The 15,457-nt window shown below is 67.2% G+C and carries 15 protein-coding genes; 9 read left to right on the top strand and 6 right to left on the bottom strand.

Features of this window, described 5'->3' with window-relative positions; translation table 11 throughout:
• Positions 1–160: 160 nt before the first annotated feature.
• Both ACM6JT_RS03985 and ACM6JT_RS03980 read left to right on the top strand, forming a co-directional pair.
• Entirely contained in the window at positions 161–364 is a 204-nt protein-coding gene (locus ACM6JT_RS03985) for a hypothetical protein (RefSeq protein ID WP_152603872.1), read from the top strand.
• Positions 354–503, top strand: a complete 150-nt coding sequence (locus tag ACM6JT_RS03980; protein WP_414856000.1) for a hypothetical protein — start codon at positions 354–356, stop codon at positions 501–503. The genes ACM6JT_RS03985 and ACM6JT_RS03980 overlap by 11 nt, the downstream gene beginning before the upstream one ends.
• Positions 504–636: 133 nt before the next feature.
• Here the strand turns inward: ACM6JT_RS03980 and ACM6JT_RS03975 are convergent, their stop codons facing one another.
• The 3 genes from ACM6JT_RS03975 to ACM6JT_RS03965 all read right to left on the bottom strand — a co-directional run bounded on the left by ACM6JT_RS03975 (position 637) and on the right by ACM6JT_RS03965 (position 4,178).
• Positions 637–2,754, bottom strand: a complete 2,118-nt coding sequence (locus ACM6JT_RS03975; RefSeq protein WP_414855999.1) for a phosphocholine-specific phospholipase C — start codon at positions 2,752–2,754, stop codon at positions 637–639.
• A 45-nt stretch (positions 2,755–2,799) separates the two neighbouring features.
• The gene (locus ACM6JT_RS03970; protein WP_407970935.1) at positions 2,800–3,084 is read right to left on the bottom strand and encodes a hypothetical protein; all 285 of its coding nucleotides are present in this window, start codon (positions 3,082–3,084) and stop codon (positions 2,800–2,802) included.
• A gap of 173 nt (positions 3,085–3,257) precedes the next feature.
• Complete coding sequence (locus ACM6JT_RS03965; RefSeq protein WP_414855998.1) at positions 3,258–4,178, bottom strand: LysR substrate-binding domain-containing protein; 921 nt, start codon at positions 4,176–4,178, stop codon at positions 3,258–3,260.
• Positions 4,179–4,290: 112 nt separating this feature from the next.
• Between ACM6JT_RS03965 and ACM6JT_RS03960 the strand changes: the two genes are divergently transcribed.
• Positions 4,291–4,929, top strand: a complete 639-nt coding sequence (locus tag ACM6JT_RS03960; RefSeq protein ID WP_034179204.1) for a glutathione S-transferase family protein — start codon at positions 4,291–4,293, stop codon at positions 4,927–4,929.
• Positions 4,930–4,986: 57 nt separating this feature from the next.
• On the opposite strand, the gene ACM6JT_RS03955 is transcribed toward ACM6JT_RS03960, so the two are convergent.
• The gene (locus tag ACM6JT_RS03955; protein WP_243564969.1) at positions 4,987–6,249 is read right to left on the bottom strand and encodes an MFS transporter; all 1,263 of its coding nucleotides are present in this window, start codon (positions 6,247–6,249) and stop codon (positions 4,987–4,989) included.
• 106 nt (positions 6,250–6,355) lie between these two features.
• On the opposite strand from ACM6JT_RS03955, the gene ACM6JT_RS03950 reads away from it, so the two are divergent.
• The 3 genes from ACM6JT_RS03950 to ACM6JT_RS03940 all read left to right on the top strand — a co-directional run bounded on the left by ACM6JT_RS03950 (position 6,356) and on the right by ACM6JT_RS03940 (position 8,137).
• Complete coding sequence (locus ACM6JT_RS03950) at positions 6,356–7,432, top strand: LysR substrate-binding domain-containing protein (RefSeq protein ID WP_414855997.1); 1,077 nt, start codon at positions 6,356–6,358, stop codon at positions 7,430–7,432.
• Positions 7,433–7,547: 115 nt separating this feature from the next.
• Positions 7,548–7,757: a hypothetical protein gene (locus ACM6JT_RS03945; protein ID WP_414855996.1), complete on the top strand. Its 210-nt coding sequence runs from the start codon at positions 7,548–7,550 to the stop codon at positions 7,755–7,757.
• The gene (locus ACM6JT_RS03940; protein ID WP_414855995.1) at positions 7,757–8,137 is read left to right on the top strand and encodes a type II toxin-antitoxin system VapC family toxin; all 381 of its coding nucleotides are present in this window, start codon (positions 7,757–7,759) and stop codon (positions 8,135–8,137) included. The genes ACM6JT_RS03945 and ACM6JT_RS03940 overlap by 1 nt, the downstream gene beginning before the upstream one ends.
• 56 nt (positions 8,138–8,193) lie before the next feature.
• Here the strand turns inward: ACM6JT_RS03940 and dapA are convergent, their stop codons facing one another.
• Positions 8,194–9,087, bottom strand: a complete 894-nt coding sequence (gene dapA / locus ACM6JT_RS03935; protein ID WP_414855994.1) for a 4-hydroxy-tetrahydrodipicolinate synthase — start codon at positions 9,085–9,087, stop codon at positions 8,194–8,196.
• 452 nt (positions 9,088–9,539) lie between these two features.
• On the opposite strand from dapA, the gene ACM6JT_RS03930 reads away from it, so the two are divergent.
• On the top strand, positions 9,540–10,559 hold the full coding sequence (locus ACM6JT_RS03930) for a sulfate ABC transporter substrate-binding protein (RefSeq protein ID WP_105389574.1): 1,020 nt from the start codon (positions 9,540–9,542) through the stop codon (positions 10,557–10,559).
• A 192-nt stretch (positions 10,560–10,751) separates the two neighbouring features.
• The gene (locus ACM6JT_RS03925) at positions 10,752–11,714 is read left to right on the top strand and encodes an ion channel (RefSeq protein ID WP_414855993.1); all 963 of its coding nucleotides are present in this window, start codon (positions 10,752–10,754) and stop codon (positions 11,712–11,714) included.
• A gap of 37 nt (positions 11,715–11,751) precedes the next feature.
• Here the strand turns inward: ACM6JT_RS03925 and ACM6JT_RS03920 are convergent, their stop codons facing one another.
• Positions 11,752–12,366, bottom strand: a complete 615-nt coding sequence (locus ACM6JT_RS03920) for a glutathione S-transferase family protein (RefSeq protein WP_034179197.1) — start codon at positions 12,364–12,366, stop codon at positions 11,752–11,754.
• Positions 12,367–12,799: 433 nt separating this feature from the next.
• On the opposite strand from ACM6JT_RS03920, the gene ACM6JT_RS03915 reads away from it, so the two are divergent.
• Positions 12,800–13,357 carry a sugar O-acetyltransferase gene (locus tag ACM6JT_RS03915; RefSeq protein ID WP_034179196.1) on the top strand — a complete coding sequence of 186 codons (558 nt, stop codon included), beginning with the start codon at positions 12,800–12,802 and terminating at the stop codon, positions 13,355–13,357.
• The last annotated feature ends 2,100 nt before the right edge of the window (positions 13,358–15,457 follow it).

The raw sequence follows: 15,457 nt of genomic DNA, 5'->3' as shown, positions 1-15,457 counted from the left end.
GGATGATTTGCGTCGAATTGGACGATTTGCTATAGATCGCGAAGAATCTATTTCGTATTAACGATTGCAATGAAATCGAGCAACCCCGGGATTTCTGAAATTTGAATGCATACCGAACGAAATCCGAGGGATTGTGTTTGCACAGCGGTGGAGCATAAGCATGAAGCGTGAGGGCTGGATTATTTTGTTGCGACTACTTCTGACTTTCTTGTTGTTCCTCGGCGTTCATCGGCTGTTGGAACGCTTTACCGTTGATGTTGTGCTGCACTACATCGATGCGATTTCCGCAGTGGTTGCGGCGTTGCTCGGTGAATTCTTTTATCGAAGTTTTTCGAATGTGCGGGGAAAATATAATGACGCATGAAATCCATTTTAACAAAGCAGAGGTTTTCATCGCGGTCGCACCGACGATGTTCGGTCATTGGCCGTCTGCCGGTATTGCCGGCATGGTCAGCGGCGGGCTCGGCGGAGCCTTCGCTGGCTTTACTGGCGGCCCTCGCTGACCGAACAGCAGGCGGGCGAGTGGCGCGTCTGCCGAACGGCGCCCCGGTCACATTGCTGGCCGGGGCGTCGCATTTTCTCATGTACCGCGGGCTTTCTTTGGCGGGACGAGAATCGCCGGCTTGCGCATATGCGCTATGCCGTGACGGGCTGCACCGCGGCCGGGTCCGAATAGCTCGGCCGGCCATTCTCGACGTGGCCCGCGAAACGGCGCGAGAACGTGCCGTTCGCGCCGTCGCTCACCGTCACGTCATACCATTGGTGGCTCGACGCGAGCGCCCACTGCTCGACGCGCTCGTCGCCGCCGTGCAGTGTGACCTGCCGCGCCGGCGCGCCGTACGCGTTGTCGGTCAGCGTCAGCGTGATGTGCGCCCCGCCGTGGTTGTGCAGCTTCAGGTACAGATTCCCGTTCGCGACGTCGTAGCCGGCCTTCACCTCCGGCTGCGCCGGCTTGCGGTGGGGCGCGGTTCCGGCCGACACGTTGCCCGAGAACACGCGCACAAAGCCGTTCGGCCCGTACACCGAGAACGCATACGCGCCGTTCGTCACCGTCAGGTCGAAATCCGCATGCAGCAGGCGGCGCGCGCCGACCGTATAGCGCCACGGGCCGTCGGTGCGGTTCGTCGAATACACGTGGAAGTGCGCGCCCTGGTTGCCGCGGTTCGCGAACTCGATGCGCAGTGTGTTCCCGCCGTAGAGGTTCGTGTTCACGTGAAGCTCATATGGCAGCGCGCGCGCCGGCCGCACGCCGGGCTCCTGCGGGGCGACCGGCGACGGCGTCGCGGGCACGGTCGGCGCGGGCTGCGACGTGCACTGCCGGTCCGCGATCGAGCGGTACTGGCTCGTATCGGGCAGCGGCGGGAACGACGCATCGGACGAGCGGAAGTCGAATGCGGCGGTGAGATCGCCGCACACCGTGCGGCGCCACGGCGTGATGTTCGGTTCGTCGACGCCGAAACGCTCGCCGATGAAGCGGATCACCGACGTGTGATCGAACACCTGCGAGCAGACGAAGCCGCCCTTGGTCCACGGCGACACGACCGTCATCGGTACGCGCGGCCCGAGGCCGTACGGCAGGCCGTCGGCCGTGTAGCTGCCGCCGCGGCCGGGGTTCACGACCGTGTGCAGCTCGCCGTCGGTCGTCACGGTCGACGCGCCCTGCGCGGCCGACGTCGGCGGCTGCGGCGGCACGATGTGGTCGAAGAAGCCGTCGTTCTCGTCGTACATGATGAACAGCACGGTCTTGCGCCACACGTCCGGATTCGACGTGAGCGCGTCGAGGATCTGCGACGTGTAGTTCGCGCCGTACGCGGGCGTGAATTTCGGATGCTCGGAGAACGCGGCGGGCGGGCACAGCCACGACACCTGCGGCAGCCGGTCGTTGATCACGTCGTCCTTCAGGTTGTCGAGCGTGCGCACCGTCTGCGCGCGCCGGTACAGCGACGAACCCGGCTTCGCGTTGATGAAGTTCGCGAAGTTCTGCAGGACGTTCGTGCCGTAGTTGCCGTTGTACGGATCGCTGCCGGTCGTGCCCTGCTGGTAGATCTGCCACGACACGCCGTGTGCCTCGAGGCGCTCGGGAAAGGTTGGCCACGACAGCAACTGGTAGGCGGGCGGCCCGTCGCCGTCGACGTAGTCGCTGTTGTCGAGCAGCGGGCCGCCGAACTTGCCGGTCGGGTCGATCGTGCCCGTCATCAGGTACGAACGGTTCGGGTGCGTCGGCCCCGGCAGCGAGCAGAAGTAGTTGTCGCATACGGTGAACGCGTCGGCGAGCGCGTAGTGGAACGGGATGTCCTCGCGCACGTGATAGCCCATCGTCATGTCGGTCTTGTTCGCGGGCCACTGGTCGTAGCGGCCGCCGTCGATCGCCGCGTGCGTCTTGTACCACGAGTGGTCGAGGTCGCCCACGCACTGCGCGCTCGTCGTCAGCGTGTTCAGCCGGAACGGCAGCACGGGCTTGGTAGGGTCGGCCTTCGACGGCTGGTACCACACCGGCTTGCCGTTCGGCAGCGGGATCGGGAAGCGGTCGTTGTAGCCGCGCACACCGCGCAGGTGTCCGAAATAATGATCGAACGAACGGTTTTCCTGCATGAACACGACGATGTGCTCGACATCGCGGATCGTGCCGGTGCCGCGCGCGGCGGGAATCGCGAGTGCGCGGCGGATCGATTCGGGAAAGGCGTTGAGCGCGACGGCGGCGCCCGCGGATTGTGCGACGGTATGCAGGAAACGGCGGCGGCTCGATGACGGCATGTTGTTCACCTCGGTTCTGCGGTCGGGGGGGCGGAAACGGCGCGATCAGCTCGGCGAAGATGCAGCGGTGGCCGACGCGGCCGTGTTCGACGCGGGCTTCGCGTCGTCGTCGTCATCGGGCGGGTAATGCACGACGGGCGGCGCGAGCGGCGCGGCACCGGACGCGGCGGCATTCGCGCTGGCATCGCTGTTGAACGCGCTGGCGGAGCCGCTCGATGCGCCGGCCTGCTGCGATGCGTCGGCCGCGTGCGCGTCGTGCGGCGCGTCGTCGCTGCAGGCGGCGACCAAAGCGGCGGCACAAAGAACGACGAAGACGGAAACGCGACGCATGACTTCTCTCCTGGCAGGCTGATCGGGAAACGTTTTCGAGTATGCCGGTGCGATGCGACGTTTCGGTGAATCGTTTGCGACCGGCACGTGATCGCGAAATGCTTTCGTCAAACTAACGAATTACTTTCGTGCGCGCATGCAGCCGGCATGCGGCCATCGCCGGCCGCCGTCTGTCAGCGCGGCGGCGTCCTGCGCCGCACTTCGCTGCGCAGCCAGTCGAGCCAGGTGCGGATCGCCGCTTCGTGCGGATGGCCGGGGCGCCACACGACGTAGTGCGCATACACGTCGGTCACGCGCACCGTCGACACGCGCACGAGCGTGCCGGCCGCGAGTTCGGGCTCGATCAGCGAGCGGCGTGCGAGTGCGACGCCGCGCCCTTTCAGCGCCGCGTCGATCAGCGCGTTCGCATCGGTGAAGCGCGGCGCGCGCGCGGATTCGGTGAGGTCGAGCCGCGCGGCCTGGAACCACGGTTCCCACGGTTGCGCGGGATGGCGCAGCAGCGTCGCGCGCACGAGATCGGCCGGCGCGCGCGGCACGACGCCGTCGCGATTGCGGTACGCGGGGCTCGCGACCGGAAAGATCGTCTCGTTCATCAGCTTCTCGGCGACGACGCCCGGCCACGTGCCGGGCCCGTAGCGCAGCGCGACGTCGATGCGGTCGCGCTTGCGCAGCGGCGCGAGCGTCGCGTCCGGGTGCAGCGCGATCGCAATGTGCGGATGCGCGGCCGAGAAGCGCGGCAGGCGCGGTGCGAGCCAGCGCTCGGCGACGCTCGGCAGCACGCTGACGTTCAGCGTGACGTCGCAGGTGCGCGGGCGGCTGCGTACGGCGAGCGTCGGCTCGAATGCGCGTTCGAGCACGCTCAGGCCCTGGCGCACCTGCAGCGCGAGCGCGTGCGCGGCGTGCGTCGGTGTCGCGCCGTTGCGCTCGCGCGTGAAGAGCGGATAGCCGAGCTGCGCCTCGAGCGTGCGGATGTGCTGGCTGACCGCGCCTTGCGTGAGTGCGAGTGCATCGGCCGCGTGCGTGAAGCTCTGCAGCCGCACGGCGGCCTCGAACGCACGCAGCGTCTGCAGCGGAGGGAGGTGGATACGTCGCATGCGGGTATTAGTAACACTAATGTCCGAGCACGACAATTCATCGTTTGCGGCGCCCGGCCACGCATTCCTACACTCGGTTCAGTCTTCCACAGCCCGGTCGGGCCATACCATCATGAACGCATATCGTCTCTATCTTTCGCCGGGCGCGTGCTCGCTTGCCGCTCACATCGCGCTGGAGGAAACCGGCGCGCCGTTCGACGTCGAGATCGTCTCGGTGCAGAAGCAGCAGAACCTCGAAGCGCGCTATCTCGCGATCAACGCGAAGGCACGCGTGCCCGTGCTCGCGATTCCGGGTGAGCCGCGCGTGCTGACCGAAACGCCCGCGATCCTCACGTATCTCGCGCGCCGTTATCCGGATGCGCAATTGCTGCCGCTTGGCGATCCGCTGCGCGAGGCGCGCTGCCATGAATGGCTCGCCTGGCTGGTCGGCTGGGTGCATGGCGTCGGCTACGGCGCGCTGTGGCGGCCAGGCCGCTTCATCGGCGACCCGGCCCTGCACGGTGCGGTCAGCGAGCACGGTCGCGGCACGATCGATGCCGCGAACGAGAAGATCGAAGCCGCGCTCGCCGACGGCCGCACGTGGGCCGAACCGGGCGGCCATTCGATCGTCGATCCGTTCCTGCTCGTGCTGTATCGCTGGGGCGTCGCGATCGGGCTCGACATGACGCGGCATCCCGCGTGGACCGCTCATGCGCAGCGCGAGGCCGAACGGCCGGCCGTGCGGCGCGCGCTGGCGCGCGAGGCGGGCTGACGGATGCGCGAGCGTCGGTGCGTGCGCGGCGACGCCCGGCGTGCAACATGCGGCGCGCTATCGCACGGCGAACAGCGGATAGGTCGCGCCGGCGACCAGCGCGGCCGCGAGCCAGACCACGCTCCACGAACTGACGGCGAGCAGCGGCGGAATCGCGAGCGGCGTCGCGAACAGCCCGAGGTAGACGATCGTGTTCGCCATCCCGAGCGCAGTGCCCGCGTGGTTCGCGCCGGCGAGCGTCGCGAGTTCCGTGTACGCGACGCCGTGCCATGCCGATACGCAGACGCCCGCGAACACGAGAATCGCGACGATCGCCGCGAGCGGCACGTGTGGGCTGCCGGCCGTCGCGGCGGCAAGCAGCGCGAACGACCCGGCGGCGACGAGCACCGAACCGCGCAGGTACGCGCGGCGGTTGCCGTGCCGGTCGGTATGACGGCCGCTCCAGACGCGCATCACCATCGCGCCGAGCTGCAGCGCGACCATCGCCGCGCTGATGCCGGCGAGGCCGAGCCGGCCGAAGTCGTGCAGGAACACCGTCGCGAACGTGAGCACCGCGAACTGCGGCGTGCACAGCAGGCCCATGCCGAGCACGATGCGCCACACGCGGCCGCTCGCGAGCGGGCTGCGCGTTTGCCGGGCGGGCTGCTGCTGTTCGACGGGACGATGCACGGTGCCGTGCACGGCGGCCGGCGCGGCGGGCGGTTCGTGCAGCCAGCGCCAGGTCAGCGCGGCCGATCCCGCGCACAGCAGCATCAGCGCACCGAACACCGCGGCGAAGCCGAGATGCGACGCGAGCGACGGCAGCAGTGCCGCGCCGATGCCGCCGCCGAGCGGCACGGCCGTCTGGCGGATGCTCATCGCGAGGCCGCGTTCGCGCTCGCCGAACCAGCGCATCACCGCACGCCCGCTCGACCCGTTCACGCTGCCGCCAAGCAGGCCGACGCAGCTCATCATCGCGACGACGCGCATCAGCGGCGGCACCGCGTGCGCGGTCGGGACGATCGTGCACACCATCAGCGCGAGCATCGCGGCCGTCGCGACGAGCCCGCTCAGCAGCACGCGGCGATCGCCGAAGCGGTCGGCGGCGATCCCCCAAGGCAGCTCGGATAGCGCGACGCCGAAGCCGAGCGCGCCGAGCACGAGGCCGAGCGCGCCGTTGTCGAGGTGATAGGCCGTGCGCATCCACACGGCGGTGGTCGGAATGCCGGCCGCGGCGGCCGAAAAGCTCATGTTCGCGGCGACGCCGGCCGCCAGCACGCGCCAGCGGTGGGCCGGCCCGCGCGCGGGCGAGGAGGGGGAAGCGAAGCAGGTGGTATCCATGGCGACAGGCCCGGTTGGAAATTGACATCGACAGTCTGGCGGCCTACATTCATCCTGAAAATCGGAAAGTTTTTGATGAATCGTTCGATAAAACAGGATGATTGACGTGCCCGGACAAGACATTCCCCGTGGTGGCGGCGAGCCGCTCGCGATGGCCGATGCCGCGCAGGCAAGGCCCAATTTCGACGTGGCGGCGCTGCGCAGCCTCGTCGCGGGCGTGGATCTCGGCAGTTTCGCGAAGGCGGCCGACCGCGTCGCGCGCTCGTCGTCGGCGGTGAGCGCGCAGATCCGCAAGCTCGAGGAGCAGGCCGGCACGCCGCTGTTCGTGAAAGCCGGTCGCGGGCTCGCGCTGACCGATGCCGGCGACGCGATGCTGCGTTATGCGCGGCGGATGATCGAGCTGAACGACGAGGCGGCCGCGGCCGTGCGCGGCGTGAATCTCGACGGCTGGGTGCGCGTCGGGCTGCAGGAGGATTTCGGTGAGGCGATCCTGCCCGACGTGCTCGGGCGGTTTGCGCGCGCGCATCCGAAGGTGAGGATCGAGGCGCGCGTGGCGCGCAATGCCGAACTGCTCGACCGGCTCGATGCGAACCAGCTCGATCTCGCGCTCGTGTGGGGCGACCCGGCGTCGGCGGCGCTCGTGTCTCGGGCAGGGATCGACAGCGAAGCGATCGCGCAGGTGCCGATGCAATGGATCGGCGCGGCGGGCGCGGGCGGTTTCGGGATGCCGGACGGCGGCGGGGACGGCGCGGAAGACGGTGCGGCAGCGGTTACGCGCGGCGAAACGGGTTGCGAAGCGGGCGGCCGTGCCGTGCGCGCGCCTGGCGAGCCGCTGCCGCTCGTCGTGTTCGACCGGCCGTGCCGGTTCTTCGGCGCGGCGACCGATGCGCTCGACCGCGCGGGCGTGCCGTGGCGCGTCGCATTCACGACGCCGAGCCTCGCCGGGCTATGGGCGGCGGCGGCGGCCGGCCTCGGGCTGACGGTGCGCTCGCACTACGGGCTGCCCGCGTCGGTGCGCGTGCTCGACGCGGCGTCGTCCGGGCTGCCGGAGCTGCCGCGCCTGCCGCTGATCCTGCTGCGGCGCACGTCGTCGGCGACGCCGACCGTCGACCGGCTCGCGCGGATCGTGACGCAGGCGGTGCGGGATGCGACGGAGGGGGCGGGGGCGGCACTGGCGGCCTGACGAAGCGTACGATTGCCGCGGCGGTTCGCGACTCGGCAGCCCCTCGGCCGATCGGACGAATGGATCGATCGGGCGAACCTGACTGCAGTGATGGTCACCCGAAACGGAGGTCATCATGCAAAACGCGAACATTCCCGACGCCAGTGCGATCGATCCATCGCAACGGGCTGATTCCACGATCCGCGATGACGGGGCGTCAGCCGATCGACTCGCGCCTGCCAGGCCGCCCATTCGGTTCGGCGTCCTGCAAGGGCAGGCCTGGATCGCGGACGACTTCGACGCTCCGCTGCCCGATTACCTGCTGGATGCTTTCGAAGGGCGCTGATGCGGCTGTTGCTCGATACGCACATCTTTTTGTGGATCGTGACCAATGACCCCAAGCTCAGCACGCGGGCGCGCGGACTGATCTCGGCCGCCGACGAACGTTTCGTCAGCAGCGCGAGTATCTGGGAGGCCGCCATCAAGGCCGGCTTGAGGAAGCTCGACATTGACGTGGGCAAGCTGATTCGCTCGATCGGCGCAAGCGGGATTCGCGAGCTACCGGTTCGGGCCGTGCATGGGGCCGCAGTCCGTGATTTGCCTCACCACCATCGCGCCCCGTTCGATCGCTTGCTGGTCGTGCAGGCCCGGCTCGAACCGCTTCAGCTCGTGACCGCCGACGCCCTTCTTGCACGGTACGGCCTGTCTCTGGTTCCGACAGTTTGAAATAATCCGTCGGGCCGAAACGCTTCTGTCGCCAGCGCTCCACGCGGCGTTGACGCTTATGCCGCCGCGACGTCCGGCTCGATTTCGTCGAGTGCCGAGCAGATGGCTCCCAGCCGCTTCCGCAACCCATCGCTCGCCGGCACGAACGGCAGCCGCAATCCGTCCTCGCACCACCCTTGCGCAGCCAGCACGGCCTTCACCGGCGCCGGGTTCGGCTCTGCGAACAGCGCCGCGACGAGCGGCTGCAGCGCGACAGACAGGCGCCGCGCATCGGCGAGCCGCCCGTCGCGCAGCAGCGCATGGATGCGCACATGCCATTCGGGCAGCACGTGCGCGCTGCTGGCAATCGCGCCGTGCGCACCGGCGCACAGTGCCGCGAAGTTCTGATTGTCGTCGCCGGACAGGATCGCGAGCGGCGTGTCGTGCACGAGCCGGCTCATCCGGTCGAGCGTGCCGCCGCATTCCTTGATGCCCGCGACGCGCGGGTCGCGCGCGAGCGCCTGCAGCGTTTCCAGTTCGACGTTCACGCCGGTGCGGTACGGGATGTTGTAGACGAGCACCGGCAGGTCGGCCGCGTCGACGATCGCCTCGACATGGCGGCGGATGCCGTCCTGCGTCGGCCGCACGTAGACGGGCGGCGTGACGAGCAGCCCGTCGGGCCGCAGCGCGGCGAGTTCGCGCGCGCGGGCCGCCGCGACATGCGTCGCGCTCGCGGTCAGCCCGACGACGATCGGCAGGCCAGGCGCCGCGTCGCGCAGCGTCGCGAACACGGCATCCTGTTCGCGTGCGTCGAGCAGCACGCCTTCACCGGTCGTCGCGCCCGCGACGAAACCCGCGATGCCCGCGGCCGCATAGTGGCGCGCGAGTCGCGCGAGCGCCGCATGATCGACTTCGCCGTGGTGAAACGGCGTGATGATCGGCAGCCAGATACCTTCGAAACGTGTGTGCATGCAAAGCCTCATGGTGGAAACGGAGTGGGAAGGAACCGTTCCGCCGGCGGAGTGCCGGAACGAGGCATGCGGGCAAGGAGAAAGAAACGACCTGCGGGCATCCCGTCCGGCATTCGCCTGACGGGACGCGACGTCCCCGTCAGTCGAGGAGTCGTTTTTTCAGTTTCAGCCCGGCCGCGCGCGTACCTGCCGCGACGGCGGCGAGGATTGAGAGCGAACGCAGGGCAACGGACATGGATGAACCGTGAAGTGGGCTGAACGGCGATCTTAACACCGGATCTGGCGCGCACGCGAGCGTCCGCCGCCGTTTAGCAGGATTCGAGATTTGCTTTCCACGACTGATTGGAAAGCGCGCCGCGGCCGGCCGCTAGAATGCCCGCTTACGTTTCGATGACAGCGCGTACGCGTGCCGTCACGCACATTCACCACCACTGGAAACGGGGCATATCACGATGGCAAGCATCAAGGGGATCGGTCGCTGGCTGCACACGGGCGCGGCGGCGGCACTCGTCGTGGCGGCGACGGCTGCGCACGCGGACACGTCGATCCTGAACGTGTCGTACGACGTGACGCGCGAGCTGTACAAGGACATCAATGCGAGCTTTGTCGCCGCGTACAAGCAGAAGACCGGCGAGACGGTCGCGCTCAAGCAGTCGCACGGCGCGTCGAGCGCGCAGGCGCTGTCGGTGCTGCAGGGGCTGCAGGCCGACGTCGTGACGATGAACCAGCCGAACGACATCGACCTGCTCGCCGAGCGCGGCCAGCTGCTGCCGAAGGACTGGCGCGCGCGCTTCCCGGACAACAGCTCGCCGTATTCGACGACGATGGTGTTCCTCGTGCGCAAGGGCAACCCGAAGGCGATCAAGGACTGGAGCGATCTCGCGAAGCCGGGCGTCCAGGTGATCATCGCGAACCCGAAGACGTCGGGCAACGGCCGCTACGCGTATCTCGCCGCGTGGGGCTTCCAGAAGCAGAAGGGCGCGACCGACCAGCAGGCGCTCGACTTCGAGAAGGCGATCTTCCGCAACGTGCCGGTGCTCGACTCGGGCGGCCGAGGCGCCACGACGACGTTCACGCAGCGTGGCATCGGCGACGTGCTGGTCACGTTCGAGAACGAAGTCGCGCTGATGGACACCGGCGCGTCGGGCGCGCAGTTCGACGCCGTGTACCCGTCGGCGAGCATCCTCGCGGAGCCGCCCGTCGCCGTCGTCGACAAGGTCGTCGACAAGAAGGGCACGCGCAAGGTCGCGCAGGCGTATCTCGACTACCTGTACACGCCGGAAGCGCAGGAGATCATCGCGCGGCACCATCTGCGCCCGCGCGACGCGAACGTGCTGAAGAAGCATGCGGCCGAGTTCAAGTCGCTGAAGACGTTCAGCGTCGAGCAGGTCTTCGGTAGCTGGGCGAACGCGCAGAAGACCCATTTCGCCGACGGCGGCACGTTCGACCAGGTGATCGTCGACCGGAAGTGACAGCGGCGCGCACCGCGCGCTTGTCCGCACGATGACGATGCAGCCGGCCGCTTTCATGCGGCCGGTTTTTTTTGACGCTGCGCGGCCGCACGCGTCCGGCCACGCGGCAAATTTCCATTCCGAATCGGCACGCATTCCCGGCCGCCGCCGCGCGTGCTACGCTCATCGCCTTCCTGCAACCGGCACCGCGCGATGAACGTCGATTCGTCCTCCCCCGCCTCCCGCGGCCGTGGCCGCAAGCTCTGGTCGGGCACCCGCCCGGTGATCGCGTACGGGATGCCGCCGCTCGGCTGGCGCGACTTCTATCACCGCGCGCTGACGGTGAGCTGGCCCGTGTTCTTCCTGTCGCTCGCGGTGCTGTTCCTGCTGCTCAACGGCGGTTTCGCGATGCTCTACATGCTCGGCCACGCGCCGATCGCGAACCAGTCGCCGTCCGGGTTCGGCGGTGCGTTCTTCTTCAGCGTCGAGACGCTCGCGACCGTCGGCTACGGCGACATGCATCCGCAGACCACTTATGCGCACCTGGTCGCGACGTTCGAGATCTTCGTCGGGATGTCGAGCATCGCGCTGGCGACGGGGCTCGTGTTCGCGCGGTTTTCCCGGCCGCAGGCGAAGATCCTGTTCGCGCGCTATGCGATCGTGCGGCCGCTGAACGGCCGAATGACGCTGATGGTGCGCGCCGCGAACGCGCGCCAGAACGTGATTGCCGAGGCGCAGGCGAAATTGCGGCTGATGCGCGTCGAAGGCACGCACGAAGGCTACTCGCTGCGCAAGATCCACGACCTGCCGCTCGTGCGCAGCGAGCATCCGATCTTCCTGCTCGGCTGGAACCTGATGCACGTGATCGACGAATCGAGCGCGCTGTTCGGCGAGACGCCCGAATCGCTCGCCGCGCGCGACGCGTCGCTGCTGATCACGATCGAGGGCTCGGACGAGACGACCGCGCAGGTCATGCAGGCGCGTCACTCGTGGGCGCATGGGGAGATCCGCTGGCGTCATCGTTATGTCGACCTGATGCACGACGAAGACGGTGTCACGCACATCGACTACACGCATTTTCACGACATAGTGCCGGTCGACGCCGACACCGACGAGCGCGGTTCGCCGGGCGTGGTGGTCGACGCGGGCGCGGCGGCGCAGGGGCCGGCTGCGTAGGTGTGCTCGCGGGGCGGCGGGCGCCGCCCCGCATGCGTCACGCGTGCAGCAGACGCGCCGCTTCGCGTTGTTCGATCGCGACCGCGCGGCGGAACGCGTCGCGGTCCTCGGCTCGCGCGACGTAGTCGCCGAGCACGCCTTCGTGCGGCAGCAGATGCGCGTCGAACGCGATCTTCAGCGTGCTGGCGAGCAGCAGGTCGGCCGCGGTGAAGCGGTCGCCGACGAGCCAGGGGCTGTGGGCGAGCGTCTGCGCGAGTGCGCGCTGCACGCGCGTGATGTTGCCCCAGCCGAACGCGACCGGATTGCCCGATGCGCCCGTGAACTTCTCGGCCATCGCCGGCTCGAGGCAGGTCGGCGTGAAGAACATCCATTGCAGGAAACGGCCGCGCAGCGGATCGTCGGGTGCGATGCCGAGCCCGGCGCCCGGGCAACGGTCGGCGAGATAGAGCAGCACGGCGCCCGATTCGGCGAATGGCGCGCTGCCGTCGTCGAGCGCGGGCAGCTTGGCCATCGGGTTGACCTGCACGAACGCGTCGCTGCCCTGTTCGTGCGAGCGCAGGTCGATCGGCACGAGTTCGTACACCACGCCGATTTCCTCCAGCATCCACAACGCCCGGAATGCCCGGGTCTTCGGCCAGTAGTAGAGCTTCATCGCGCCTCCGCGTTTGGGTGCAGGCAGGGTCCGGTGGATGCTCAAGCGTACCCGAGCGCAGGAGGTTCGGACAGGGGCGCCCGGCTAGGGGCGCCCGGCTAAGGGTGGCCGGCTGGGGGCGCCCGACCCGGGGGCGGCCCGCTGAGCGTGTCTCATCCGGTGTGTTGTGTCGGATATGAATCGGGTGGAAGGCCGGTGCTACAAGGATTCTTCGAATAACTAGTTATATTGAAACTAGTTATGAATAACGTCGAAAAATCCCGGTGTAAGCCTGCGTCACTACAATGCACCGCCTCTCCCGCTGCACTCGTGCACATGGCAGTGCAGGCATTCATCCGTGATCGCGACGCTTCGCGCAACGCGGGAATCTTCAACCCGGCGCCGCTGCCGCGCGCCCACCGCCGGTTCGACCGCGCATGGAGACAAGCAACGAATGGCAAACGACGATCGCACCACGATCATTCCGCGAAGAACGCCGGAATCGGCGGCCATGGTGGCCGAGGTCAAGCGAGCGATGGCGATCACCGCGCGGCTCAACCGTCTGACGTTCGACGATGCGGCAGACGTTCGAACGTTGTTCAGCGAACTGATCGGCGCGCAGGTGGACGACGGCTTCGTGCTGATCCCGCCGTTCCATGCGACGGGCGGCACCGGCATGAAGATCGGGCGCAACGTGTTCGTCAACCAGAACTGCACGTTCTACGATCTGGGCGGGCTCGAGATCGGCGACGACGTGATGATCGGGCCGAACGTCAGCCTCATCACGTCCGGCCATCCGGTCGAACCTTCCCGGCGGCGCGACTTCGTCGTCGCGAAGCCGATCGCGATCGAACGGAACGTGTGGATCGGCGCGGGTGCGACGATCATCGGCGGCGTGACGGTGGGCGAGCATTCGGTCGTCGCGGCCGGGGCCGTCGTGACCAGGGACGTTCCGCCGAATACGCTGGTCGGCGGCAATCCGGCAACGGTCATCCGTTCGATTGCCGAGTGAGGTTGCCCGGAGTGCGTGTCGGCTTGAGTCAGCGCAATGGGCCGGATGTGGACAACTCACCCCCAAGGCGACTCGAAACGCTGTGCATTTGAATGGTGAGGGTGCCGCCAAGGCTGTCTGGACAAGGCTTTCCGGCTACTACCGGATTGCTGCGCATCGATGCGCAAATCGCTTCAGCCGATGTGCCGACAAACGTTTCTTCGCGCGATCCGTTGTGGATATCCGCGCACCGAAACGACTCGCAGCCCTGTGCATTTCACCGGTGAGGATGACCGGATACCGCGTAATGCAGGAAGAGGGGTGTGGATAACCGACCCGCGGAACGACGCGAAATGCTGTGAAATTCAGCGGTGAGTGTCGGCGCCTGATCGCGCGACGCGCCTGTTCCGGCGCAGCTTCCCGAACCTTGGTGTGATTCGGAGCGCCGCGCATTCTAGCCGAACGCGCGAATGCGTGACCGAACCGCGAATGTGTCCCGGGGTGGATATCCGGTTCCGGAAGTTACTCGAAGGGCCGTGCATTCTAACGGTGAGAGTGGGTGTGTGGTCCGGCAACGAGCAGATTTCATTGCGCGTCTCAACCTTCTCGAGCGACTCGAAGCGCTGTGTAATTCAATGGTGAGCGTGAGTGCGCTACGGCGGACAGCCGGTCAAGACACGGCCGTTCGGCCGACAGCGCCGTCTGAATCGCCGCGCATTTCAGGCTCGGGAGCGAGCACGCTATCGAGGGCAACGCGGATTCTCGTGTGGATATCCGGCCAACCAAACGACTCGCGGCACTGTGTATTTCGAAGGTGAGCGTCGACGCCCGATCGGACAGCGTGCCGATGCCGGCGTGGACTTCCGGTCGTCGCGGCCCTTGGAAACGTACTTTCATGGCTGATCAAAGGATTCGTGTCCATGTGGATATCCGCCTCTCCGGGCCACTCGAAGCGCTGTGATTTTCGACGGTGAGGGTGTGTGCGAGATCGGACGGCAGTGCAGGTCCGGGCGGTGGACAACCACCACCGCAGCCACTCGAAGCGCTGTGATTCTCAACGGTGAGGGTGCGTGCGGGACCGGTCAGCAGAGCCGGTTCGGGCGTGGACAACTTCCACCGCAGCCACTCGACGCGCTGTGATTCTCAGCGGTGAGGGTGCGTGCGAGACCGGACGACAGAGCCGGTTCGAGCGTGGACAACCACCACCGCAGCCACTCGAAGCGCTGTGATTCTCAGCGGTGAGGGTGCACTTGAGACCGGACGACAGAGGCAGTTCGGGCGGTGGACAACCATCACCACAGCGACTCGAAGCGCTGCGGTTTTCAACGGAGAGGATACGCTTGAGACCGGACGACAGAGGCAGTTCGGGTGGTGGACAACGACCACCGCAGCCACTCGACGCGCTGTGATTTCCGACGGTGAGGGTGCGCGCGAGACCGGACGACAGAGGCAGTTCGGGCGGTGGACAACCACCGCCACAGCCACTCGAAGCGCTGTGGTTTTCTACGGTGAGCGCGAGCCCACGACTGCGCAGCATGCCTGTTCTGGCGTCGATATCGGGCGAACGAACCCACTCGCGCTCCTGTGTATTCGATCGGTGAGGGTGAACCTCGGATCGACGAAACGAGCCGTTCCCGATGTGGCTATCCACCGCCGAAACTCACTCGCCGCGCTGTGAATTTTTACGGTGAGCATCGGCGCCCGAGCGAAACGGATACCGATCACGGATGTGGACATCCCGTCCCCAACGCCACTCGAAACGCTGTGCAATCGAACGGTGAGCGCGCGAGCCCGATCGGCCGAAGGGCGCAGCATTGTGGACATCCCGCGCCCCGACCAATCGGAATGCTGTGCATTTCAATGGTGAGGGTGACCGCCTCCGACAGCTGAAACCCTTATCACACGAGGCGTGAGCGCCCGCCGCCGCGCCGGCCGATTGCCTTCGGGCCGCACCGGTTGTTCCACCAAACCACCCGACCGTCCCGACCCCCCGCCCATCCCGCTCCGCCACCGCGCGCGAAAACTCTCTCAAATCCCGATAAAAAGCTGCGCAGTTTTTCTCGCTGCGGGCCCGCCCGAGCAAGAAGAGAAAAAACATTCTCGTCTGCGCGCGAAAAAATA

The organism is Burkholderia sp. IT-111MI5 (assembly GCF_949752865.1).
GTDB classification, from domain to species: domain Bacteria; phylum Pseudomonadota; class Gammaproteobacteria; order Burkholderiales; family Burkholderiaceae; genus Burkholderia; species Burkholderia pyrrocinia_C.
Note: the sequence above shows the minus strand (reverse complement) of the source record. Positions and strands in the feature narration are given on the sequence as shown.